Source organism: Paucidesulfovibrio gracilis DSM 16080 (assembly GCF_900167125.1).
GTDB classification, from domain to species: Bacteria; Desulfobacterota; Desulfovibrionia; order Desulfovibrionales; family Desulfovibrionaceae; genus Paucidesulfovibrio; species Paucidesulfovibrio gracilis.
Window position 1 is genome coordinate 225329 of sequence record NZ_FUYC01000001.1, and the last position, 21293, is coordinate 246621.

At 60.3% G+C, this 21293-nt stretch carries 18 protein-coding genes; 12 read left to right on the forward strand and 6 right to left on the reverse strand.

The features are described from left to right. Positions 1 to 87: 87 nt before the first annotated feature. Complete coding sequence (locus B5D49_RS01030) at positions 88 to 669, forward strand: SGNH/GDSL hydrolase family protein (RefSeq protein ID WP_078715789.1); 582 nt, start codon at positions 88 to 90, stop codon at positions 667 to 669. Between the two features lie 88 nt (positions 670 to 757). Here B5D49_RS01030 and B5D49_RS01035 read toward each other — a convergent pair whose 3' ends face one another. After that, positions 758 to 2587: a lysophospholipid acyltransferase family protein gene (locus B5D49_RS01035; RefSeq protein WP_078715790.1), complete on the reverse strand. Its 1830-nt coding sequence runs from the start codon at positions 2585 to 2587 to the stop codon at positions 758 to 760. Positions 2588 to 2834: 247 nt separating this feature from the next. On the opposite strand from B5D49_RS01035, the gene malQ reads away from it, so the two are divergent. The 4 genes from malQ to B5D49_RS01055 all read left to right on the forward strand — a co-directional run bounded on the left by malQ (position 2835) and on the right by B5D49_RS01055 (position 7318). After that, positions 2835 to 4409 (forward strand): 4-alpha-glucanotransferase, encoded by a 1575-nt coding sequence (malQ, locus tag B5D49_RS01040; RefSeq protein ID WP_078715791.1) that lies wholly within the window; start codon positions 2835 to 2837, stop codon positions 4407 to 4409. Between the two features lie 216 nt (positions 4410 to 4625). Continuing rightward, the gene (gene groES, locus B5D49_RS01045; RefSeq protein ID WP_078715792.1) at positions 4626 to 4913 is read left to right on the forward strand and encodes a co-chaperone GroES; all 288 of its coding nucleotides are present in this window, start codon (positions 4626 to 4628) and stop codon (positions 4911 to 4913) included. A gap of 47 nt (positions 4914 to 4960) precedes the next feature. Further along, positions 4961 to 6610, forward strand: a complete 1650-nt coding sequence (gene groL, locus B5D49_RS01050) for a chaperonin GroEL (RefSeq protein WP_078715793.1) — start codon at positions 4961 to 4963, stop codon at positions 6608 to 6610. Between the two features lie 288 nt (positions 6611 to 6898). Further along, positions 6899 to 7318 carry a PPC domain-containing DNA-binding protein gene (locus B5D49_RS01055; RefSeq protein WP_078715794.1) on the forward strand — a complete coding sequence of 140 codons (420 nt, stop codon included), beginning with the start codon at positions 6899 to 6901 and terminating at the stop codon, positions 7316 to 7318. Positions 7319 to 7399: 81 nt separating this feature from the next. Here B5D49_RS01055 and B5D49_RS01060 read toward each other — a convergent pair whose 3' ends face one another. The 4 genes from B5D49_RS01060 to B5D49_RS01075 all read right to left on the reverse strand — a co-directional run bounded on the left by B5D49_RS01060 (position 7400) and on the right by B5D49_RS01075 (position 11074). Further along, positions 7400 to 8071, reverse strand: coding sequence for an amino acid ABC transporter permease (locus tag B5D49_RS01060; RefSeq protein WP_078715795.1), 672 nt, complete (start codon positions 8069 to 8071; stop codon positions 7400 to 7402). 68 nt (positions 8072 to 8139) lie between these two features. Continuing rightward, positions 8140 to 8886 carry a basic amino acid ABC transporter substrate-binding protein gene (locus B5D49_RS01065; protein ID WP_078715796.1) on the reverse strand — a complete coding sequence of 249 codons (747 nt, stop codon included), beginning with the start codon at positions 8884 to 8886 and terminating at the stop codon, positions 8140 to 8142. Positions 8887 to 9334: 448 nt separating this feature from the next. Then, complete coding sequence (locus B5D49_RS01070) at positions 9335 to 10222, reverse strand: tetratricopeptide repeat protein (RefSeq protein WP_078715797.1); 888 nt, start codon at positions 10220 to 10222, stop codon at positions 9335 to 9337. A gap of 54 nt (positions 10223 to 10276) precedes the next feature. Further along, on the reverse strand, positions 10277 to 11074 hold the full coding sequence (locus B5D49_RS01075) for a Mut7-C RNAse domain-containing protein (RefSeq protein WP_078715798.1): 798 nt from the start codon (positions 11072 to 11074) through the stop codon (positions 10277 to 10279). On the opposite strand from B5D49_RS01075, the gene B5D49_RS01080 reads away from it, so the two are divergent. From B5D49_RS01080 to pgm, 3 genes are all read left to right on the forward strand, one after another. Then, positions 11073 to 12353: a M48 family metallopeptidase gene (locus tag B5D49_RS01080; RefSeq protein ID WP_078715799.1), complete on the forward strand. Its 1281-nt coding sequence runs from the start codon at positions 11073 to 11075 to the stop codon at positions 12351 to 12353. The genes B5D49_RS01075 and B5D49_RS01080 overlap by 2 nt on opposite strands. 199 nt (positions 12354 to 12552) lie before the next feature. Beyond that, positions 12553 to 13056 (forward strand): Crp/Fnr family transcriptional regulator, encoded by a 504-nt coding sequence (locus B5D49_RS01085; protein WP_078715800.1) that lies wholly within the window; start codon positions 12553 to 12555, stop codon positions 13054 to 13056. 66 nt (positions 13057 to 13122) lie between these two features. Beyond that, complete coding sequence (gene pgm / locus B5D49_RS01090; RefSeq protein WP_078715801.1) at positions 13123 to 14772, forward strand: phosphoglucomutase (alpha-D-glucose-1,6-bisphosphate-dependent); 1650 nt, start codon at positions 13123 to 13125, stop codon at positions 14770 to 14772. 132 nt (positions 14773 to 14904) lie between these two features. Here the strand turns inward: pgm and B5D49_RS01095 are convergent, their stop codons facing one another. Next, positions 14905 to 17328: a GGDEF domain-containing protein gene (locus tag B5D49_RS01095; protein ID WP_078715802.1), complete on the reverse strand. Its 2424-nt coding sequence runs from the start codon at positions 17326 to 17328 to the stop codon at positions 14905 to 14907. 101 nt (positions 17329 to 17429) lie between these two features. Between B5D49_RS01095 and panC the strand changes: the two genes are divergently transcribed. The 4 genes from panC (at position 17430) to B5D49_RS01115 (ending at position 21292) form a co-directional block, all read left to right on the forward strand. Then, positions 17430 to 18278 (forward strand): pantoate--beta-alanine ligase, encoded by an 849-nt coding sequence (gene panC / locus B5D49_RS01100; RefSeq protein WP_078715803.1) that lies wholly within the window; start codon positions 17430 to 17432, stop codon positions 18276 to 18278. Positions 18279 to 18283: 5 nt separating this feature from the next. Beyond that, positions 18284 to 18655 (forward strand): aspartate 1-decarboxylase, encoded by a 372-nt coding sequence (gene panD / locus B5D49_RS01105; protein WP_078716030.1) that lies wholly within the window; start codon positions 18284 to 18286, stop codon positions 18653 to 18655. A gap of 23 nt (positions 18656 to 18678) precedes the next feature. Beyond that, positions 18679 to 19854: a methionine adenosyltransferase gene (gene metK, locus B5D49_RS01110; RefSeq protein ID WP_078715804.1), complete on the forward strand. Its 1176-nt coding sequence runs from the start codon at positions 18679 to 18681 to the stop codon at positions 19852 to 19854. Between the two features lie 235 nt (positions 19855 to 20089). Beyond that, positions 20090 to 21292: an efflux RND transporter periplasmic adaptor subunit gene (locus tag B5D49_RS01115; protein ID WP_234990587.1), complete on the forward strand. Its 1203-nt coding sequence runs from the start codon at positions 20090 to 20092 to the stop codon at positions 21290 to 21292. The last annotated feature ends 1 nt before the right edge of the window (position 21293 follow it).

The window sequence follows — 21293 nt, forward strand, 5'->3', positions numbered from 1 at the left end:
CTGAAAAATGGAACTTTTTTCCTGCTGTTGCATTACCTTTCCCGTTCACCACAAGGTGATGCCAAGACGTTAGCCGGAGGTATTTGAATGATAATTTGTTGTTTCGGCGATTCCCTGACCCTCGGGGTGGGGGATTCGTCCGGCTTGGGCTGGCCCGGCCGACTGGCCCAACGCCTAGGCGCAGACCTGACCAAGACCACACTCTACAACCTCGGGGTTCGCGCCGACACGAGCGTCCGCCTCGGGCAACGCTGGATGGCCGAGGCTCTGGCACGCAGCAACAACGCAACGGATACGCGATTGGTGTTCTGCGTCGGCACGGCCGACGTGGCGCAGCACGTCCCTCCAAAAGACAGCACCCGGGCCTGCACGGACATTCTGCGCCGATCCGGTGAGGTGGGGAGCCATCTGCTGATCACTCCGCCCCCCATGGCGGACCCGGACAAAAACGCCCGCCTCGGCGCCCTGGCCGCTCAATTTCGTACCGTAACCGAAAGGCATGGAGCGGCCTGCTTTGACCTGTTTTCCGCACTCGTGGAAAACAGGACATACCGGCATGCCCTGGAGCGCGGTGACGGCGTGCATCCCGATGACCGGGGACATGAGCTGCTGGCTGCCACGCTTGCGTCGTGGCCGCCGCTTGCCGCGCTGTTTCTCGGTTCTTCCTGATTCAGCCAGAAGAAACGCCCCGGAGCCGTCAACCCCGGGGCGTTTCCGCCATGTCTTCATGATGCCCGGAAAATCGGGCACCCACCCGTCATTTCGTCTCATCAGCCGGAAGTACGCCGTGGTATTCCAAAAAGGTCGCGGCCTTATCCGGTCCCATGAACCGATTGAGCATCCGCCGTTCGGTTTCCCGAAGATCGACCAGGATCAGGCCATCCATGCAATCTCCGAAATCCGGGTCAATATTGAAGGAAAGAATCCGTCCTCCCAGCTTGAGATATTGCTTGAGCAATACCGGGATGGACTTGTCGGTTTCGATGTCCCCGACCACGACGCCGATGTCCTCAATGTCGTTGAATGCGGTTTCCGGCAAGGAGATATCCAGCCGTTTAACATACTTGAGCTTTGGTGGACGCTTGGGCCTGGCCAGATGTTCCAGATCCGGCACGGCGCGGTGCCGACGCAAAAAACGAACCATCAACTCCCGCGAAACCGGCGTATAATCGCTGGACACGCTCACGCATCCGAACAGGGTCTTGTAGCGGGGGTTGCGGGTGACGTATTCCGAAATCCCTTTCCAAAGCAGCAACAGGGATTGGTAACTGCGCTGGTATTCCGAACAAATGAAAGAACGGCCCATTTCCATGGCCGGTCCCATCCGCTCGAAGAGTTCAGGCCGCAGCTTGAACAGCGTGGAGGAGTACAGCCCCCGGATGCCCTGGCGCGCCAGCAGCTCGTCCGTGCGGCCGAAGCGATACGCCCCGGCAAGCCGCTCGTTCTCCTCATCCCAAAGCACGATATGCCGGTAGGTCATGTCGAAGCGGTCCGTGTCCAGTTCCCGGCCCGTGCCTTCCCCCACGGGGCGGAAGGTCTCCTCGCGCAACCGGCCAATCTCGTGCAGCAACCCGGGCATGCGGCTCACCCCGGTCTCAAAAACCAAAAATTCCCCGGAACGAAGCAAAATCCGCTCTTCATCCAACGACCGGATTTCGCGCATCAGATCGTCATGCGGCCAGGGCGCGGCGATGGGCGTTTCCTCGAGCTGCCCGTCGCTTGCCTTGTCCTTTTTTCGATCAATGCGACGCAGGATGTGAGTGCGAAAGCGTAAATAATTAATGGCCTCTTCATCCGTGGCAAAGCTGCGGGTCTTGGCTGCGGAAATGGGCTTGCCGATGGTCACGTCCACGGCCTGATTGCCTTTCTTGAGATTCACCCGGGGCAACATCACGGTTCGCAGCCGGGGATGCACCAGTCCCAAGGCCTGGAACAACGGACCGTGCCGCCCTTTGAAAAACATGGGAACGACCTGGGCGCCGGTCTTACGCACAATCCCCGCCACAATGGGACTCCACTGCGGATCACGCACCATGCGTTTGCGCAGACGGAGGGAGGCGACCTCCCCGGCCGGGAACGTGCCGATCATGTGTCCCTGCCGCAACAGGCGCAACGCGGCCTTGAGTCCGCCAATGTTCCGCTTGGCCGATTCACTCGTGCCGAAGGGATCCACTTCCACAAGGTACGGACGCATCTCCGGAATCATTCCGAGCATGCTGTTGGCCATGACCATGGAATCCGGACGCACCATGCGCATGGTCTTCATTAAAATCAGGCCGTCGATGATGCCGAACGGATGGTTGGCCACCACGAACACCGGTCCCTTGGCCGGAATATGCCGCAGGCTTTCCTCGTTGATGTTCACCTGCACATTGAGCAGATCCAGAACCACATCCACGAAATCCTGACCGGCCTCCACTTGATTATGGACGCTTTCGTACAGACTGTTCAACTTCTTAAAGCACAAAAGGCGCGCCAGTGGGCGTTTCATGAGCGCAAAAAGCGCCTTGCGAAGCGGGTCGTCAAAGGGCTGTTCGAGCTTGAAAAGTCCGCTGGCATCTTCTGAATGCAGCTCCCGTGCGTGCATGTCGGCTCCTTGTAACAAAAGCGATGGGTGCGGATGTGTAGCACAGGCGCAGCACCCAGTAAATCTCCACGAAACTGCGCTTCACTGCCACAAAACCGCAAGGCTTTGCAATACCGAATCTTTCAGTCTGCTTTTCATTCCCGTTACAAAGCGGTCCCACGCCGGGAAGCCTTGAGGGGAAATCCTTTCTGGACATCTGCCCCCCGGGAACGTCATACTCGCAGCAGTTCTCATCAATGGAGAGATCATGAAACGTACCAGCGGCATTCTTCTGCCCATCACCGCCCTGCCCGCCCGATTCGGCGTGGGGGATATCGGTCCCTCAGCGGAGCGCTTCGCCGGTTTTCTGGACCGCGCCGGTGTGCGGCAATGGCAAATCCTGCCCATTGCCCCCACATCCTCCTTTGTGGGCGACTCGCCCTATGCCGGACACTCGGCCTTTGGCGGGGATCCCTTGCTGATCAGCCCGGAAAGGCTGCACGAGGAAGGACTGCTGACCACCTCGGAACTGGACCGCGCTGCCTGCCCCCCGGCCCGCCGCGTGGACTATCCCGAAGCACGCACCCGCAAGGCCGCGCTGTTGCGCCGGGCCTTTGACCGTGCCGAGCCATCCCTGACGCACGACACGGACTTTCACGCCTTTCTTACGGTCAATGCCCATTGGATCAACGACCTGGCCTTTTTCCTGGCCTGCAAGGAAGCGCACAACGGCGCGGCATGGTACGATTGGCCCACCCCCCTGCGCGACCGCCACGACAGCGCCCTGCGCGAACACGGCACCCGGCTGGCCCGGGAAATCCTGTTTCACAAATTCTGCCAGCACCGCTTTTTCAAGCAATGGGGACGGCTGCGCTCCCACATCAATGACCTCGGCATCGACCTGGTGGGCGACGTCCCCATCTATGTAACGCACGACAGCCCGGACGTTTGGTGCCACAGGCGGCTGTTCAAACTCGATCCCCAGGGCCACCGAACCGTGGTGGCGGGCGTCCCCCCGGACTATTTTTCCAAAACAGGCCAACGCTGGGGCAACCCGGTGTTTGACTGGCAGGCCAACAAGGAAACAGACTTCTCCTGGTGGTGCGCCCGGCTCCTGCATCATTTCGGCCTGCATTCCCAAATCCGGCTGGACCATTTCCGCGGCTTTGCCGCCTATTGGGAAATTCCGGCCAGTGAGCGCACCGCGTCCAACGGCCGCTGGATGCCGGGGCTGGGGCGCGACCTGCTCCACACACTGCAACGTCGCACCGGAGGGGACCAAGAACTCCCCATTCTGGCAGAGAATCTCGGCATCATCACCCCGGATGTGGAAGCCCTGCGCCGGGAATTTCATCTGCCGGGAATGCATGTGCTGCAATTCGGCTTCGGTCCCGGGGCCGAACGCACGCCCAACGCGCCCTTCCGACATGAACCGCTCGGCGCGGTCTACACCGGAACCCATGACAACAACACCACACGCGGCTGGTTCGAAACCGAACTGGATTCCAAGGCCAAGACGCGACTCGAACGATTCACGGGTCCGCTTCCCGACCCGGCCGGGGTTCCCCGGGCCTTGATTCGACTGGCCATGGCCAGCCCTGCAAGCCAGGCGTTTATTCCGGCACAGGATCTACTCGGCCTGGGAACGGACGGACGACTCAACATACCCGGCCGCTCCACCGGCAACTGGAGTTGGCGGCTGCTTCCTGGAGAGCTGCATCCCCTGGACTCCCCCGCCCTGGCCGATGAACTCGCCGAATTGAACGAATTTTACGGCCGCACCGGCGACGATCTGCTCTACGGCGACTATGAGGAACACCTCCGAGCGCCGAGCCGCGGCTAGGCACGGATTGTACCAAGCCCCTGCCGGATGGACCCGGAATTTTCGTCTTGCCTGACGAGCGGTTGCTTTCCGTAAAAAAAATCGCCTTCCCTCGCTTGACAGGGTAGGCTTCGTGTTTATTTGTCATGCAGCGCCGGGTCCGCGAGGATCGGCACGCCTTCAGTGCGTTCGGCGCAAGCAACACTACAAATCACATCTAGTTGGAGGAGTAATAGCATGAAGCTGAAGCCCTTGAGCGACCGAGTGCTGGTGAAGCGCCTCGAGATGGAAGAAAAAACCGCAGGCGGCATCATCATTCCTGATTCTGCCAAGGAAAAGCCCATGCGCGGCGAGGTTGTCGCTGTCGGCCCCGGCAAGGCCGGTGACGACGGGAAAGTGGTCCCCATGACCGTCAAGGCCGGGGACGTGGTTCTTTTCGCCAAGTACGCTGGCACAGAAATCAAGCTGGATGGCGAAGAGCATCTGGTGATGCGCGAGGACGACATCCTCGCCGTCGTCGACTAAGCAGACCGTAGCGACATCAACACCCCAAAGCACGTAAGGAGACCATTATCATGGCCAAAGAGATTCTTTTCGACGCCAAAGCCCGCGAACGCCTCAAGGCGGGTGTGGACAAGCTCGCCAATGCCGTTAAAGTGACCCTCGGACCCAAGGGCCGGAACGTGGTCATTGAGAAATCCTTCGGTTCCCCCATCATCACCAAGGACGGCGTTACCGTCGCCAAGGAAGTGGAGCTGGAAGACAAGTTCGAGAACATGGGCGCCCAGATGGTCAAGGAAGTGGCTTCCAAGACTTCCGACATCGCTGGTGACGGCACCACCACCGCCACCATCCTGGCCCAGGCCGTGTTCACCGAAGGTGTGAAGCTCGTGGCCGCAGGCCGCAACCCCATGGCCATCAAGCGCGGCATCGACAAGGCCGTGGAAGCCATCACCAAAGAACTGAACGACGTGGCCAAGCCCACCCGTGACCAGAAGGAAATCGCCCAGGTCGGCACCATTTCCGCCAACAACGACGCCACCATCGGCAACATCATTGCCGAGGCCATGAACAAGGTCGGCAAGGAAGGCGTCATCACCGTGGAAGAGGCCAAGGGTCTGGAAACCACGCTGGACGTTGTGGAAGGCATGCAGTTCGACCGCGGTTACCTCTCCCCCTACTTCGTGACCAACCCTGAAAAGATGGTCTGCGAGTTCGAGGATCCGTTCATTCTCCTGCACGAGAAAAAGATCTCCAACATGAAGGATCTGCTGCCCGTGCTGGAGCAGACCGCCAAGATGAGCAAGCCCCTGCTGATCATCGCTGAGGACATTGAGGGCGAAGCCCTGGCCACCCTCGTGGTCAACAAGCTGCGCGGCACCTTGAACGTGGCCGCTGTCAAGGCTCCCGGCTTCGGCGAACGCCGTAAGGCCATGCTCCAGGATATCGCCATCCTCACCGGCGGCCAGGTCGTCACCGAAGACCTGGGCATCAAGCTGGAGAACGTTACCGTGGCTGACCTCGGCACCGCCAAGCGCGTCGTGCTCGACAAGGAAAACACCACCATCGTGGGCGGCGCCGGCAAGACCGACGACATCAAAGCCCGCGTGCAGCAGCTCCAGAACGAGATCAAGGAAAGCACTTCCGACTACGATCGTGAGAAGCTGCAGGAGCGTCTCGCCAAGCTGGTGGGCGGCGTCGCCGTCATCAATGTTGGCGCGGCCACCGAGACCGAGATGAAGGAAAAGAAAGCGCGCGTGGAAGACGCTCTGAACGCCACCCGCGCTGCTGTGGAAGAAGGCATCGTGCCTGGCGGCGGCGTGCCCCTGGCCCGTGCTTCCCAGATCCTGGACGGCCTGAAGCTCTCCGACGACGATGAGGCCGCTGGTGTGGCCATCATCTCCCGCGCTGTGGAAGAGCCTCTGCGTCAGATCTCGGCCAACGCCGGGTTCGAAGGCTCCGTGGTCGTGGAAAAGGTCAAGGGCGGCAAGGACGGCTTCGGCTTCAACGCCGCCAACGGCGAGTACGAAGACCTGCTCAAGGCCGGTGTCATCGACCCGAAAAAGGTCACCCGCATCGCCCTGCAGAACGCCGCTTCCGTGGCCGGCCTGCTGCTGACCACCGAATGCGCCATTGCCGACAAGCCCGAGTCCAAGGACGCCGCGGCTCCGGCCATGCCCGGCGGCATGGGTGGCATGGGCGGCATGGGCGGCATGTACTAAGCCGGTCCATCACCCCAACGCCTCAATTGTGATTCAAGGCTCCCTGCTTCGGCGGGGAGCCTTTTTCCATGGGGGAGGCTTCCCCCTCTTCACCATGCTATTTCAGCTCCTGTTCCTGTCCCGCGTCCAAGCCCATGCACCAAACCAGCCGCGTTCAACCGATCAGGACACAGGGTGCCTGCTCAACGGTTGACGGCAATCCCTTTGCCTTTCATACTCTTTCACTACATCTTCACCAATGGTTGCAAGCAATCGTAGTCCCACCTGTTCAACCAAGGAGTCAGCAGCATGGAGAGCAAACGTTTCGGCAACCGGATTCTGATCCGGCTGAATCCGGGCGACGAAGTGATCGGCTCGGTCATGGCGGTCTGTCGCGAGGAAGCGGTCAAGCTCGGCACGGTCAGCGGCATCGGCGCTGTGAACCGGGCCGTGATCGGTCTTTTTCGCACGGACACCAAGGAATATGTGAAAAGCGAGTTACGCAAGGAGTTTGAGATCACGGCTTTGATCGGCAACGTGAGCACGATGGATGGAGAAACCTATCTCCATTTGCATGCCACCCTTGCGGACGAGGAACATCATGCCTTTGGTGGCCATCTCAACGAGGCCGATGTAAGCGCCACCGCGGAAATCGTCGTGGACGTCATGGAGGGAGAAGTGGACCGCGCCTTTGATGCAAATGTCGGGTTGAACCTGATCAAATTCTGACCCCGCAGGGAGATCCACACAGAAACAAGCCCCCGGGGACGGAGTGTCCACGGGGGCTTGTATTGTGCATCTCGGCAAAAATCAGAGTCGAACCGGCCAGCGCCGTTCGAGGTACTTCATGATCCGGGAGAAGCTCACGGTCAGGGTCAGATAAATGAGGGCGGCTCCGAGCAGGAAAGGGACATAATTGTAATATTTGGAGCCGAGCAGCTTTGCCGAGAACATGAGGTCCGCCACCCCGATGGTGGAGATGAGCGAGGAATCCTTGAGCAGCACGATGAGTTCGTTGAACAAAGGCGGAATCATGCGTCGCAAGGCCTGGGGCAGAATGATGTAGATCATGGTCTGCCGCTTGTTCAACCCGGAGGAGAGCGCCGCTTCGGTCTGCCCCGTACCGATGGACTGGATTCCGGCACGGATGATCTCGGCGGTGTAGCCGCCGCTGTTCACGCCCAGGGCCAGGATGCCCGTGATGAGCGGATCAGGGGAGATGGTGTCGCCGGTAATGGCCCGGTAAACTTGGGGACCGCCCAGGTAGAAGAAAAAGATTTGCAGCAGCAGCGGGGTGCCGCGAATAACCTGCACGTAGATGTCCGAAATCCAACGGTACAGCCGTTTGTCCGAGATGACGCCGATACCGGCGACGATACCCAGGATGAGACCAAGGGAGATGGCCCCGGAAGTACACTCCAGGGTCGTGACCATGCCCTTGAGCATCAGGGCGTGATGTTTCCAAACGAGCGAAAAATCCACCGTGCCTCCAGAGTACGGGGGTGACGGGCCGGGGACGAATCCCCGGCCCGGTTCCTAGCAGCGTGGGGCTACTTCAGACCCCATTTTTTCATCATGGCGTCCAGTTCGCCGGAAGCCTTCAGCTCCGCCATGGCCTTGTTCATGGCCTCGATAAGCTCAGGGTTGTCCTTGTTGGCGATCATGGCCATTTCCTCATAGGAAAGCGGATCGCCCACGAGGCTCAGGCCGCCCTGCTTGAGGTATTCCTGGGCCACGGGGATGTCGAACACCGCGGCATCGGCACCGCCGCCCTTGAGCAGGGCAAAGGACATGTTGTAGTCCTCGGGCGCAGTCAGGTCGATACCTTCGAGCTTTTCCGCAGCGGCGTAGCTGGTGGTGCCCACGGGTGCGGCAACACGCTTGCCCTTAAGATCGTCCAGCGTCTTGATTCCGGTCTCGTCGCGGGTGATCACGACCTGACCGGCGATGACGTACGGATCTGTAAAATTCACGTACTGCTTGCGCTCCTCGGTGATGCTCAGGCCGGAAACACCGACATCCACCTGGCCGCTCTGCACGGCCGTGACGATGACTTCAAAACCGAGGGTCACGAATTTGACTTCCAGGCCCAGACGCTCAGCCACGGCGCGAATCAGATCAATATCAAAACCGATACGTTCGCCGTTGTCGTCAATGGACTCGAACGGGGGGTAATCCGGGGCGTTGCCCACGGTGATGACGCCTTTTTCCTGAATTTCCGCCCAGGTATTGGCGGACGCAAGTCCGGCGGAAAGCACCAGACAGATGGCCAAAATGGCGGATACGACCTTGTTCATCTACTTCCTCCTAGTGAGCAAAGGGTACACGGTTGCGAAATGTGAACGACTCGCTTCCGCGTTCAAAATCCGTGAACATGACTCCGAAGCGTTTGATTCCGGCATGGTTCGGAGCGGAACACGGCTCAACGCGGAATGGACGATGGGGTGGTTCCACGCCGGACGAACCGATAGCCCCTCATAGCCTTTGAAACAGCTTTGTGACAATAGACGGCAGGCTGGAAACACTGGCGACCGAGATTCAGCAATGCGGCCCCCTTATGAAGTCGTAAGGCCTCCTCCCTGTATGGCGTTCAGCTTTTACACCTCATTTTTGCACCACACAAGGGAATTCTCAAACAATCGTTCAGTCAGGAAGAAAGTAAGAATTTTTGGAGATTTCCTCCGGGCGTGCCGAATTATGTCGAAATCGGAAACACGGTGATCCGGATGAACAGCGATACCCGAGCTACATGTCAAGATTGTAAGATTTTCCTTTGCGCGCCGAAGCGGTCGCCCCAGCGGGCTTGGTGGACGCGGAGGTGGGTGATCCATTGCCGTACACCTTGGGACGCGCCTTGGCGCGAATCTTCCGAGCCTCGACATTTAGGGGATTTTTCTTCAGCACGGCCTCGGCAACGTTCAGAGCCGTGGACCAATTTCGGCGTTGGAGCGCCACCTTGCCCAGCCGCAGATACAAATCCTCACGGGGACCAAGCTGACGAATGGCGTTCTTGATGGCTTCCTCCACCTTTTCGGCCATGCCCAGCACTTCGTAACACATGATCAGGGAAGAATGCCCCCGCTCGTCCCGCGCATTCTGCTCCAATCCCCTGCGCAGGTATTCCACGGCCTCCTGGACCAGTCCGCCCATGAGCATACGCGTGCCGATGTCCGAGAGCAGCCCGGGCTGATCCGGAAAATGGTCCGCAGCGCGCCGAAACAATTTCCGCGCCTCCAGGTAATCCTTATTCTTCAACTGCTCCTGAGCGGCCAGCAGGGTTTCGTCCAGAGTAAGCATGCGTTGTCGCATTTTTTCCAGGCAGGCGCGGTCAATGGCTTCCTTGAGCTTTGCATACAGATGCGCCAGCTTGGAATGCAGACGGGCTTCCTTTCCCCGCACGTAGTGCACGCCTTGCGGCAGCACACGCTGCATGGTCCGCATGCGGTTCAGGTCGCGCAAGGCCTCCACGAGCAATGATTCGATCTCGAATTTTTCCCGCCCAAAGACCTTGTTGTCCACCAACCCGGCCGAGGCGTTCCGCAAGCATTTGAGACAACGCAGCAGATCCCCCTTTTGACCGGCGGCTCTGGCGCGGGCTATGTGTTCCCGAATTTCCTTAGCTGTCACGGACATGCGTTGTGCGCCCTCCTCCGAACGTATCAGAAATGAATAATATACGCCGCCGCGTTAATCAAGGCGATCCGGGATTTCCCGCGCATCCGCCACCCCGAGCGACACATAGCGCTCCCACATGGACCGCTGATGCGAACCGGGCCAGAACAAACGGTCGCATTCCGGACAAATGCTAAACCGATCATAATAGCGTTTCGTGCGGGGTTCCAAGCGATGCCGGATCCGCTCCTTTGCCACGGGCTGCAAGAGGCAATTGCATCGCAGGCAACGCGTAAAAGGAATCGCATCTCCCGGGCGGGGATACAGGGCCAGCACTTCCACCAGCTGTTCATCGGGCTGTTGCGAACGTACCAGCCGCCCATGCTGCACGCAGGACCGCTTGAGCAAGGCCCGGTCACGACTGAGCAACACCCGCGCTTCCCGGAAAGCCGTTTCCGCGATGTGGGCATCCGACCAGGTACGGTCATACACCGTGTCCAGCCCCAACCCACGCAGCAACGGTACCAACCCGGCCACGTTTTCATCCACCAGGAAGCGCCCCGCACGGGCCAGAGCCGACCGAAGCCGCGTTTCCCGGGTCACATCCACCGGCACGGACGCAGGCCACAGGTCCATGGTATCGTCCTGACCGGGAAGGTAGGAAAAATCCACCTCCTGTTCCCCAATGCGCATTCGGTATAGTTCCGTATGGGGTATGCCCAAACTTTCGATCATGTCTTTAATTGACGCTCTCCGGCCCACTGGATATCGTACGATTCCCTCGGTAGTATTCGTTCGCAACAGGTCCGCGAGTTCCCCATGAAACCGCAACACCGCTGTGGCCGAACCTCCAACAAGACTACGGAACGCCATGACAACACCCTTGATTCTGCTTCTGATCTGCATTCTTTCGGCCTGGGCGGTCTCCACCCTGGCCGAGCTGCTCAACGCCTTGCGCCGATCCCCTACCCCCCCGGCCGGACTGGAGGATATCCACGCTCCCGAAGCGTACGCGCGTTCGCAGGATTATGCCAGTGCCAACACTAGGCTGCGTGTCCGATCCGACGCGGTGTTGACCCTGGCCACGGTGCTACTTCTGCTGTTCAACGGCCTGCCCCTGGCAGACGGACTGGCTCAAAACGCGGCCGCGTCCCTGGGCTTCGGCCCACTCGGAACCGACCTTGTTGCAGGACTGCTCTTCATCGGCGGGCTGCTATTGCTGAGCCAGCTTCTACAACTGCCCTTTTCCCTCTACCAGACCTTTGTGCTGGAAGAACGCTTCGGCTTCAACCGGACCACCCCGGCCACCTTTATTCTGGACCGCATCAAGGGACTGCTCCTCGGCGCGGTTATCGGCGGTACGTTGCTCAGCGGCATCCTTTGGCTGCTGCACGCCTATGGCCCGGGAGCCTGGATCGGCTGCTGGGCGCTCGCGGCCGTGGTCATGTTCACTCTTCAGTTGCTGGCTCCGGTGATGCTGCCCTTGTTCTTCCGCTTTGAGCCGCTGGAACAGGGTCCGTTACGCCGGGACATCGAACAACTGGCGCAACGCGTGGGATTCTCCCTTACCGGCTTGTTTACGGTTGACGGCTCCCGCCGCAGCGCCAAAGGGAACGCCTTTTTCACAGGACTGGGCAACAAACGACGTATCGCCCTGTTCGATACGCTGCTGAACGATCTCAGCCGACAGGAAATCGTAGCGGTTCTCGGGCATGAACTGGGCCACTGGAAGCTCGGGCATATTCGGCGAACCACCCTGGTGGGCGTACTCAAAATCGGCGCGCTCCTCTGGCTCTTTTCCTTGCTCCTGCGCTGGGAGAGCCTCTTTACCGGACTGGGACTGCAACCCAGCCCGCATGCGGGGTTGTTGCTGTTCGGCCTGCTCATGGCTCCTTTGTCCCTGGTGCTCGATACCCTGCACAATCTTCTTTCCCGCCGCCATGAGTTCCAGGCGGACCGCTACGCCGCCGAGGTCACGAAACAGCCCGAGGCACTGGCATCGGCCCTGCGCAAACTGGCCCGCCAGCATCTGGCCAACCTCACGCCGCATCCTCTGTATGTGGCCCTGAACCACAGCCACCCGCCCCTGGCGCAACGTCTGGCGGCCCTGGAATCCCTTGCAGCCCAAACCAGACATTCCGGGTCGGGCTAGCGCCTTGCGCGATCGGAGTAAACGCGACCCGCAGGCCTGGCCGGTCGCCAGACCGGCACGACATGGGATGAAGCGGCAAGAGCATCTGCGATGCACATTGTGCGAAAATTCTCCCGGATAAAATGACGCCGGACCTTGCCGCTCCCTCGCATTTGGGCCATATTGGGGAATAAAACCACATTGGACCAACGGGGCACACATGATTGAGAAAGAATTGGACCACTCCAACATGGAGATCATCGGCCGACTCCGGCAAATGCCGGTCTTTGACAGCCTGAACTCCGCACAACTGCGCGAAATTCTCCGCGTTTCCAGACTCAGGAAATATGACCCCGGGGAAGTAGTGATCGAGGAAGGCGCCTATGATCAGCACATTTTCTTCCTCATCGGCGGGGATTTGAGCATTGACCGAAAAGGCGCGCGCGTCGGCCGCATCCGCCGGCTTGGCGACGTATTCGGTGAAATGGGCATTATCGACGGCAAACCCCGATCCGCCAGCATTACGGCACTGACTCCCAGCCTCTGCGTGGTGGTGGACGGAGCATTTTTGAACCGGCTCTCCGGTGCGGACAAACTCATTGCCCAGGCACTCTTTTATCGAATTTTCTCCGAAATTCTGGCGGAACGACTGCGCGACACCAACCAACGCGTTGCAGATCTGGAACAGCGGCTTACGGAACACGGGATTGCCTTTGAGGATTGACCACGGCGGCCGCCCGCCGTATCAAGCATCACACAACCCCACCAGTAAAACAGAGGATTCTGCTCCATGACCGATCCGCAACCCCGTCCGGGAACCCCGGCCCCCGCGTCCATGCTCGTGGACCCCGAGGCATTGATCCAGGCCTATTATACGCTCTCTCCCCACCCGGACATCCCGGGCCAGGCGGTTTCCTTCGGCACATCCGGCCATCGGGGACGCGCTCTGGAGGGCGGATTCAACGAAGGGCATATCCTGGCCGTGACCCAAGCCCTTTGCGAACATCGCGCCCGGGCAGGCGTGAACGGTCCCCTGTTTCTCGGCATGGACACCCACGCCCTCTCCGAACCGGCCCAACGGACAGCCATTGAGGTGCTGGCGGGCAACGGCGTACACGTGTTCATCCAGCAGGACAACGGCCACACTCCCACCCCGGTGATCTCTCACGCCATTTTATCGTGGAACAGAGGCGGCAAAGGCAGCCTGGCCGACGGCGTGGTGGTCACGCCCTCGCACAACCCGCCTTCCGACGGGGGATTCAAGTACAACCCACCCTCGGGCGGTCCGGCCGGACCGAACATCACTGGCCCGGTGCAGGAACGCGCCAACCAGATCCTGCGTGACGGCCTGCACGAGGTTCGCCGCCTGCCGTATGAACGTGCGATTCAATCCGAGCTTGTCCACCTGCACGACTATGTGCGCCCGTACGTGTTGGATTTGGAAAACGTGGTGGACATGGAGACCATTCGTTCGGCCGGGCTGAAAATCGGCGCCGACCCGTTGGGCGGATCCGGTCTGGCCTACTTCGACCCTATCGCGGATCTCTATGGGCTGGATATCGAGGTGGTCAATCGCTCCACGGACCCGCGATTCGCGTTCATGCCGCTGGATCACGACCTGAAAATCCGTATGGACTGCTCTTCCGCCCACGCCATGGCAGGATTGATCCGGCTCAAGGACCAATTTGACGTGGCCTTCGGCAATGATCCGGACTTTGACCGGCACGGCATCGTCACATCGCAAGGACTCATGAATCCGAATCATTTTCTGGCCGTGGCCTGCGAACATCTGTTCCAGACGCGCACGGGCTGGAGCCGCGCCGCCGGGCTGGGCAAAACCCTGGTTTCCTCATCCATGCTCGATCGCGTTGCCGCCCATCTGGACCGCACCCTGTATGAAGTCCCCGTGGGCTTCAAATGGTTCGTGGACGGTCTTCTGGACGGCTCGCTGGGCTTTGGCGGTGAGGAGTCCGCGGGCGCAAGCTTTCTGCGCAAGGACGGCACAGCCTGGAGCACGGACAAGGACGGCATCATCATGGACCTGCTGGCCTGCGAAATCACGGCCACGGGAAACAATCCGGCCCAACGGTATACGTCGCTGACGGAACGCTTCGGCGAACCGGTCTATGCCCGCATCGACGCCCCGGCCAGTCCGGATCAAAAAGCCGCGTTCAAACAGCTCACCCCGGACATGGTCACTGCCGAACACCTGGCCGGAGAACCGATTCTCGCAAGACTGACCCGCGCCCCGGGCAACAACGCGCCCATCGGCGGGCTGAAAGTGACCACAAAAAACGGCTGGTTCGCGGCACGCCCCTCGGGAACCGAGGACATCTACAAAATCTATGCGGAAAGCTTTCTTGGCGCAGAGCACCTTGCCGATATACAAGACGAGGCAAAGGCCATTGTGAACGCGGCCTTCCAAGCCACCGGCGCATAGCCGCTCCTGCGCGGACAAAAATCCCAACCGGCTCGGAAATGAACACAAAAAATCCGCTCGCTGCATGCGTTCCTGTTGCAGAGAGCGGATTTTTCATGAGCCGCCTGAGACTTCCAGGGGACGAAACCGACGCTATCCCCGCAACTTCCGGGCATCGGCCATGCGGGCTTCTTCGGTTTTGCCCTGTTCGTTCAACGTACGGATGAACAAATCCCAATATTCGCTCTTTTCCGGAGCCAAAGCCGAGCATTGGCGGGCCAGCACTTCCGCGATCTGCGGATCTTCGCCGGAGTCCAGATAAAGCCGGGCCAGAAGGAACATGGCGTAATGGTCGTTGTGGTTGGCGTTGAGCGCCAAATGCAGGCACTCCCTGGCCCGCTCCTTGTCCTCCCGCTCCACGGCCAGTCGCGCCAGATGCCGCATGGTCAACGGCTCCCCTCCGGGCAGCGCTGAAGCGCGTAAATACCATTTTTCCGCAACGTCCTTATCCCCACGCTGCTCCGCCAAGGCTCCAAGGCGCAGCATGCTGTAGATGTGGGACGGATCCAATTCAAGACAACGGGAAAAATATTCAGCGGCCCGGTCCGTATCTGCCATGCGCTGGCTGATCCAGCCCAGGTTGTATACGGCCATGATATCGTCGGGTGCGTGGCGCAACGCCTCGGCAAACTGGGTTCGAGCCTGCTCCGGTCTGCCGAGCTGGGCATAGCAAATCCCCAGGGAGTTGCGGGCCAGGACATTGGCCTCGTCCGCCAGCAAGGAAAGCTTGAACTCCTCCACCGCCCCGAACAGATCCCCCTGCATGAACAGCCGATCCGCAGAAATGTTCAAAGAAACCGAATCAAACACCGCGGCGCGGGGATGCTCCAAAAGCAAGGCATGGTCCAATGCCTTGCGCGCATTGTCGAGCATGTCGGCCCGTGTGAAGGACATATAAGGATACACGCCGCTTCCGGCCGCCAGTTCCAGACCGCGCCGATCCGCATCCATGACCACGTCCCGCATGAAGGCCTGCGCCCGGTCTCTGTCCACGCCCGGCAAAAACCAGACCACACCGCCCAGACCGAATTCACCGCCCACAGCGCCTTCGGGCAGGCGGGACTCCACCAGCTCGGTCAGTCCCGCCACTCTGGAACGCATGGCGCTTTCATAGCCGCGAGCAAAGCCGTCCGCCCCGGAAAGCACCCGGAAGAGCACCAGGGAGAATGTCTCCGGTCCCCGGCGCAGCACAGGCCAGCGCGCCAAGAAATCACGATGCGCATACAACCCGGTGACCCGGTCCCGATCCGCATCAACCCGCCCCGTGCCGTCGTGTTCAAAGGGAGCGCCCTCCTCGGAAACCTTGACAAGACGATCACCCGCCGAAATCGGCAGGGACGGATCCGTAGCGTGCAGCACATCGGCATAGGCCATGTCGTTCTGCACCTCAATGAGCACGGCTTCGCCCTTGTGCGTCACATTCCCGGCCGCTTCCACTCCCTGCCGATGGCCTTTTGCGTCCGCTGCCCGGTGTCCCCCGCCTGAAGGTAAAATCAAAAACCGCTGGCCCACCCGGGCATCCACGTCCCGGCCAAGCGTCACGCTGAGCCGCCCCATGGGTAAAACATCCAGAATTTTACCCCCCTTGGCCAATATGTCCGCAAATCCAAAGACCCGGTTGCGGCCATGCTGTTTGGCCGTGGACACGGCCTTGGTGGCCTTGCGCAGCAGGATGCGGGCGCGTTCCGGCGTGGAGCGTCCCAATTGCGGGCCGGTCATTCCCTGGGGATAGCAGACGTGTCCCACGCTGGCCGTCACGGAAATGGCGTCGCCGGTGACGGGGTCCGTATGTGTCAGACGGGAAATGCCCGACCGGATCAGTTCGGCGAGTTGAAAACAGGCCCGGGGACGGGCATCCGGCAAAAACACGGCAAAACGGTCATGAATCAGCCGCGCAGCCACGGCGTGCTGTGGGCAAATACGCAGCAGGGCATTGCCCGCCGCCTGGGAAATGGCATCCCCCACGCCGTAGCCGTACCGCTCATTGATGAGCATGAATCGATCCAGATCCAAAGAAATAACGCCCAGACCGCCGGAAAAACCGCTTCCCCGCCCGGCCGCGTCCAAGGCCACCGCGTCCCCGGCCATGAGCGCGGCATCCACCAACTCGATCTCCCGCTCCAGGACGTCCAAAAAATGATCGCGGTTGAACAGGCCGGTAAGCCGATCCGTAATGCTGCTTTTATAAAGCGCAAATTTTTCCAGCTCGCCCCGCGCCAACGCTGCCAGATAGGCCGGAGCACTGCGCGGCGCCTTGAGCCGCACTCCCCGGGCCACGAACCAGCCCAAGAGATGATCCTCCAGCACCAGGGGCAACAGCAACTCCCGGCTGGAGGAACGATAGGACGCCTTGGGTTCCCCCTGCCCCTGATTCATGGACTCCGGGAAAAAGAGGCTGTAGGACTCGAACGGCACATGAAGACGCAACGCATCCTTGAGCGCATGTTCAAATTCCACGAGATCCCTGCCGGTAAGCGGGGGAACCCCCCGCAGCAAATCATTACGCTTCACACTCATATTCTGGAACCTTATCCTTGCAGCACATATTTCTCAAGCGTTACGCTGGACAACCCGTACAAAATGACATAGCCCTGATTGCCTTGCCGGAGGCCAAGCCAATGATTACCATCACCGACCCCAACGAATTGCAGACCACCTGCCGCCACTGGCGCGACCAGGGGCTGCGGACGGCCCTGGTTCCCACCATGGGCTATTTTCACGCAGGCCACCTCTCGCTCATGGACCGGGCCAGCCCCCAGGCCGACAAGCTGGTGGTTTCCCTGTTCGTGAACCCGACCCAATTCGGACCCAACGAAGATCTGGACAGCTACCCACGGGATCATGATCGTGATGCCGCCCTGGCCGAAGCACACGGCGTGGACGCCCTGTTCATGCCCGAGCCGGGCAGCATGTACGCCCCGGATCACGCCACATGGATCGAAGTGCCGGAACTGGCACGCGGCTTATGCGGCGCGACCCGCCCCACACACTTTCGCGGGGTCTGCACCGTGGTCTGCAAGCTGCTCCACCTGGTGCAGCCGGAGCTGGCGGTGTTCGGCCAAAAGGACTGGCAGCAACTGGCCATCATCCGGCGCATGGTGCGTGACCTGAACATGCCCGTACAGATCCAAGCCGGACCCATCGTCCGCGAAGAGGACGGGCTTGCCCTCAGCTCCCGCAACGTGCGGCTCTCCCCCGAGGAACGCGCCCAGGCGCCCGCCATCCGCCAGGGGCTTCTGACCGTGCAAACCGCGCTGCACGACGGAGAACGCTCCGCTCCCCGCCTGCTGCAAACATTGCACGAATATTACGACGCCGCACTCCCCCTGGGAGAGGCCGACTACCTGAGCATTGTGGATCCGGACGATCTGCACCCGCTGGAAACAGTGGAACAACGCGCCCTGCTGGCCGTTGCCATACGGATGAAAAACGCCCGGTTGATAGACAATCTTCTTCTGGAGGTGTAATGAGGATGCCCGGCAGGTGCTTCCTGAACGCCAAGGTGCATGGCGCGACCATCACCAGGGCCAACCCCGACTACCACGGCAGCCTGTCCGTGGATACCAGACTGCTTGAGGCCGCGGGCATACTGCCCTATGAACAGGTGGACGTATACAACCTGGGCAACGGCGAACGCCTGACCACCTACGCCATTCCCGGCGGTCCGGGTGAGATCTGCCTCAACGGGGCCGCCGCCTTGCGCGGCGAAGCGGGACAAAAAGTTATTGTAGCGGCCTATGCCTGGCTGGACCAGGATGAAATCAAAAACCACGCGGCCCATGTGGTGCTCGTGGACGAAGACAACAACATCGAACAGGTATTGGAACAGCGTCCCTGCGGCTGACCACTTTGTAAGGAGGATACTGCATGTTTTTTTCGCCCAAAGGGAAATACATTTTCACCTCGGAATCCGTAACCGAAGGACACCCGGACAAGGTGGCCGACCAGATTTCCGATGCGGTGCTCGACGCCCTCATCGGCCAGGATCCCGCCTCCCGCGTTGCCTGCGAAACGCTCGTCACAACGGGCATGGCCTTCATCGCCGGTGAAATCACCACCTCGGCCTACGCCGATCTGCCCGAGATCGTGCGGGACACCATCAAAAGCATCGGCTACAATTCCTCCGACACCATGGGCTTTGACTGGCAGACCTGCGCCGTCATCTCCTCCATTGACAAACAGTCCCCGGACATCGCCCAGGGCGTAGACCGCCAGAAGCCCGAAGAAATGGGCGCGGGCGACCAGGGCATGATGTTCGGCTTCGCCACCCGCGAGACCGAACCCTTGATGCCCACTTCCATCTACATGGCCCACAAGCTGTCCCGCCGCCTGACCTACGTTCGCAAGGAAGGAATACTCGACTTCCTGCGGCCCGACGGCAAGACCCAGGTGGCCGTGCAGTATGAAGACGGCAAGCCCGTGCGCATCGACAACGTGGTGGTCTCCTCCCAGCATGATGAACACATCGCCCATGCCGACCTCGTGGAAGCCATCAAAAAGGAAGTGATCTTCCACAGCCTGCCCCAGGATCTGCTGGACGACGACCTCAAGGTCTACGTGAACCCCACCGGCCGGTTCGTCATCGGCGGTCCCGTGGGTGACTGCGGCCTGACCGGACGCAAAATCATCCAGGACACCTATGGTGGAGCCGGCGCCCACGGCGGTGGCGCATTCTCCGGCAAGGATCCGTCCAAGGTGGACCGTTCCGGTGCCTACATGGCCCGCTACGTTGCCAAAAACGTGGTCGCCGCAGGCCTGGCCCGCGAGTGCGAAGTCCAAATCGCCTACGCCATCGGCGTGGCCGAGCCTGTTTCCGTGGTGGTCACCTCCCACGGCACCGGCGAGTGCAGCGACGAAACCCTGACCAAGGCCGTGCGCGAAGTCTTTGACCTGCGCCCGTACTTCATCCAGGAGCGCTTGAACCTGCGCCGCCCCATTTTCCGCAAGACCACCAACTACGGTCACTTCGGCCGGGAACTCCCCGAATTCACCTGGGAACAGACCGATGCCGCAGATGATCTGAAAACCGCCTGCAAGCTGTAGATACGGCTTCATCTCGACCCTTCAGGGCGGTGGCTTCGGCCACCGCCTTTTTTATTTCGGGCCTGTCGCCATCGTCACGGAACATCTTTTTCCATTAAAAATCATCACGATATGGAAATGTCATTGTTATTTTTCACCTCGCTTGACAGATAATAGTTGCGCGGCTATCAGTTGCCTCTCTAATAATTAGCCAGCTAACTTTCTTGGCAACCAATATCCAACAACGGAAGGAACCGTGACCACGATCCACACCACCATCCATCGTCTGGGCCTGCTGCTGCTTGTCGTTTTTGCCCTGGCCCTGTCCGGCTGCGGCAACGAGGAACAACAAGGACAGATGCCGCCGCCCATGGTCAAAGCCATGACCATTAAGCGCGCGAACCAGCCCATCACGTTCGAATATATGGGGCAGACCGCGGGAGCGCGGGAAATCGACATAACCGCCCGTACCGGCGGCATTCTCCTGGAACGCAAATACGTGGAAGGGTCATATGTGGATGAGAACGACCTGCTCTTCACCATTGACCCGGAAAAATCCGACGCCAATCTCGCCCAATACGTGAGCACCCTGGCTCGGGAACGGGCCACTCTGGAAAACGCCCGACGTGAGCGCAACCGTATCGTCAAACTCTACAAGGACGGAGCTGTAAGCGCCCAGGAACGCGACAACGCGGTCACCGCCTACGAATCCGCCCTGGCCAGCGTACAGGAAGCCGAAGCCAAGGTCCGCGACGCCCGCATCAGCGTGGATTACAATGAGGTGCGTGCGCCCATTTCCGGCATGACCAGCAAGGAAACCATGAGTGAAGGCAGCCTGGTGATTTCCAACAGCAGCGTGCTCACCACCATCACTCAGCTGGATCCGTTCTACGTGAACTTTTCCGTACCCAGCGCCGTGGCCCTGCGTAACCGCCGCTGGCTGGCTGAGGGCAAAATGTTCCTGGAAAACGACGAGTACACGTTGGGACTGCGGCTGGTGGACGGCAGTATCTATCCCATCTCCGGCTTCATCAACTTTTCCGATAAACGCGTGGATCCCCAAACCGGTTCCATCCGTGTACGCGGAGAGTTCTCCAACCCGGACAAGCTCGTTTTGCCTGGGCAGTACGTCCGCATCTTCGTCAAGGGCGCCGTGCTCAAGGACGCCCTGCTCATCCCGCAGCGCGCCGTGCTCTTCACCCAGCAGGGACCAATAGCCTATGTCCTCGACGAACAGAACATGCCCACTCCCCGCCCGCTCAAGCTCGGCATTGAAATTGAGGATTCCTTTGTGGTGGAATCCGGCCTGGAAGCCGGGGACCGCATCGTCAGTGAGGGCGTGATCAAAGTACGGCCCGGCGCTCCGGTGAACGTGGCGCAGCCGCAACCGCCTGAAGGACAGGCTCCCGGCGACGGCTCGGCCCCGGACGGCCAAACCCCTGACGGAGAGGAGCAATAGG

Excerpts from the sequence above, each read along its gene's own strand:
- B5D49_RS01085 (WP_078715800.1), top strand. The coding sequence starts at position 12,553 with ATGATTGAGAAAGAATTGGACCACTCCAACATGGAGATCATCGGCCGA.
- malQ (WP_078715791.1), top strand. The coding sequence starts at position 2,835 with ATGAAACGTACCAGCGGCATTCTTCTGCCCATCACCGCCCTGCCCGCC.
- pgm (WP_078715801.1), top strand. The coding sequence starts at position 13,123 with ATGACCGATCCGCAACCCCGTCCGGGAACCCCGGCCCCCGCGTCCATG.
- B5D49_RS01095 (WP_078715802.1), bottom strand. The coding sequence starts at position 17,328 with ATGAGTGTGAAGCGTAATGATTTGCTGCGGGGGGTTCCCCCGCTTACC.
- B5D49_RS01030 (WP_078715789.1), top strand. The coding sequence starts at position 88 with ATGATAATTTGTTGTTTCGGCGATTCCCTGACCCTCGGGGTGGGGGAT.
- B5D49_RS01065 (WP_078715796.1), bottom strand. The coding sequence starts at position 8,886 with ATGAACAAGGTCGTATCCGCCATTTTGGCCATCTGTCTGGTGCTTTCC.
- panC (WP_078715803.1), top strand. The coding sequence starts at position 17,430 with ATGATTACCATCACCGACCCCAACGAATTGCAGACCACCTGCCGCCAC.
- metK (WP_078715804.1), top strand. The coding sequence starts at position 18,679 with ATGTTTTTTTCGCCCAAAGGGAAATACATTTTCACCTCGGAATCCGTA.
- B5D49_RS01055 (WP_078715794.1), top strand. The coding sequence starts at position 6,899 with ATGGAGAGCAAACGTTTCGGCAACCGGATTCTGATCCGGCTGAATCCG.
- B5D49_RS01035 (WP_078715790.1), bottom strand. The coding sequence starts at position 2,587 with ATGCACGCACGGGAGCTGCATTCAGAAGATGCCAGCGGACTTTTCAAG.
- groES (WP_078715792.1), top strand. The coding sequence starts at position 4,626 with ATGAAGCTGAAGCCCTTGAGCGACCGAGTGCTGGTGAAGCGCCTCGAG.
- panD (WP_078716030.1), top strand. The coding sequence starts at position 18,284 with ATGCCCGGCAGGTGCTTCCTGAACGCCAAGGTGCATGGCGCGACCATC.
- B5D49_RS01070 (WP_078715797.1), bottom strand. The coding sequence starts at position 10,222 with ATGTCCGTGACAGCTAAGGAAATTCGGGAACACATAGCCCGCGCCAGA.
- B5D49_RS01080 (WP_078715799.1), top strand. The coding sequence starts at position 11,073 with ATGACAACACCCTTGATTCTGCTTCTGATCTGCATTCTTTCGGCCTGG.
- B5D49_RS01075 (WP_078715798.1), bottom strand. The coding sequence starts at position 11,074 with ATGGCGTTCCGTAGTCTTGTTGGAGGTTCGGCCACAGCGGTGTTGCGG.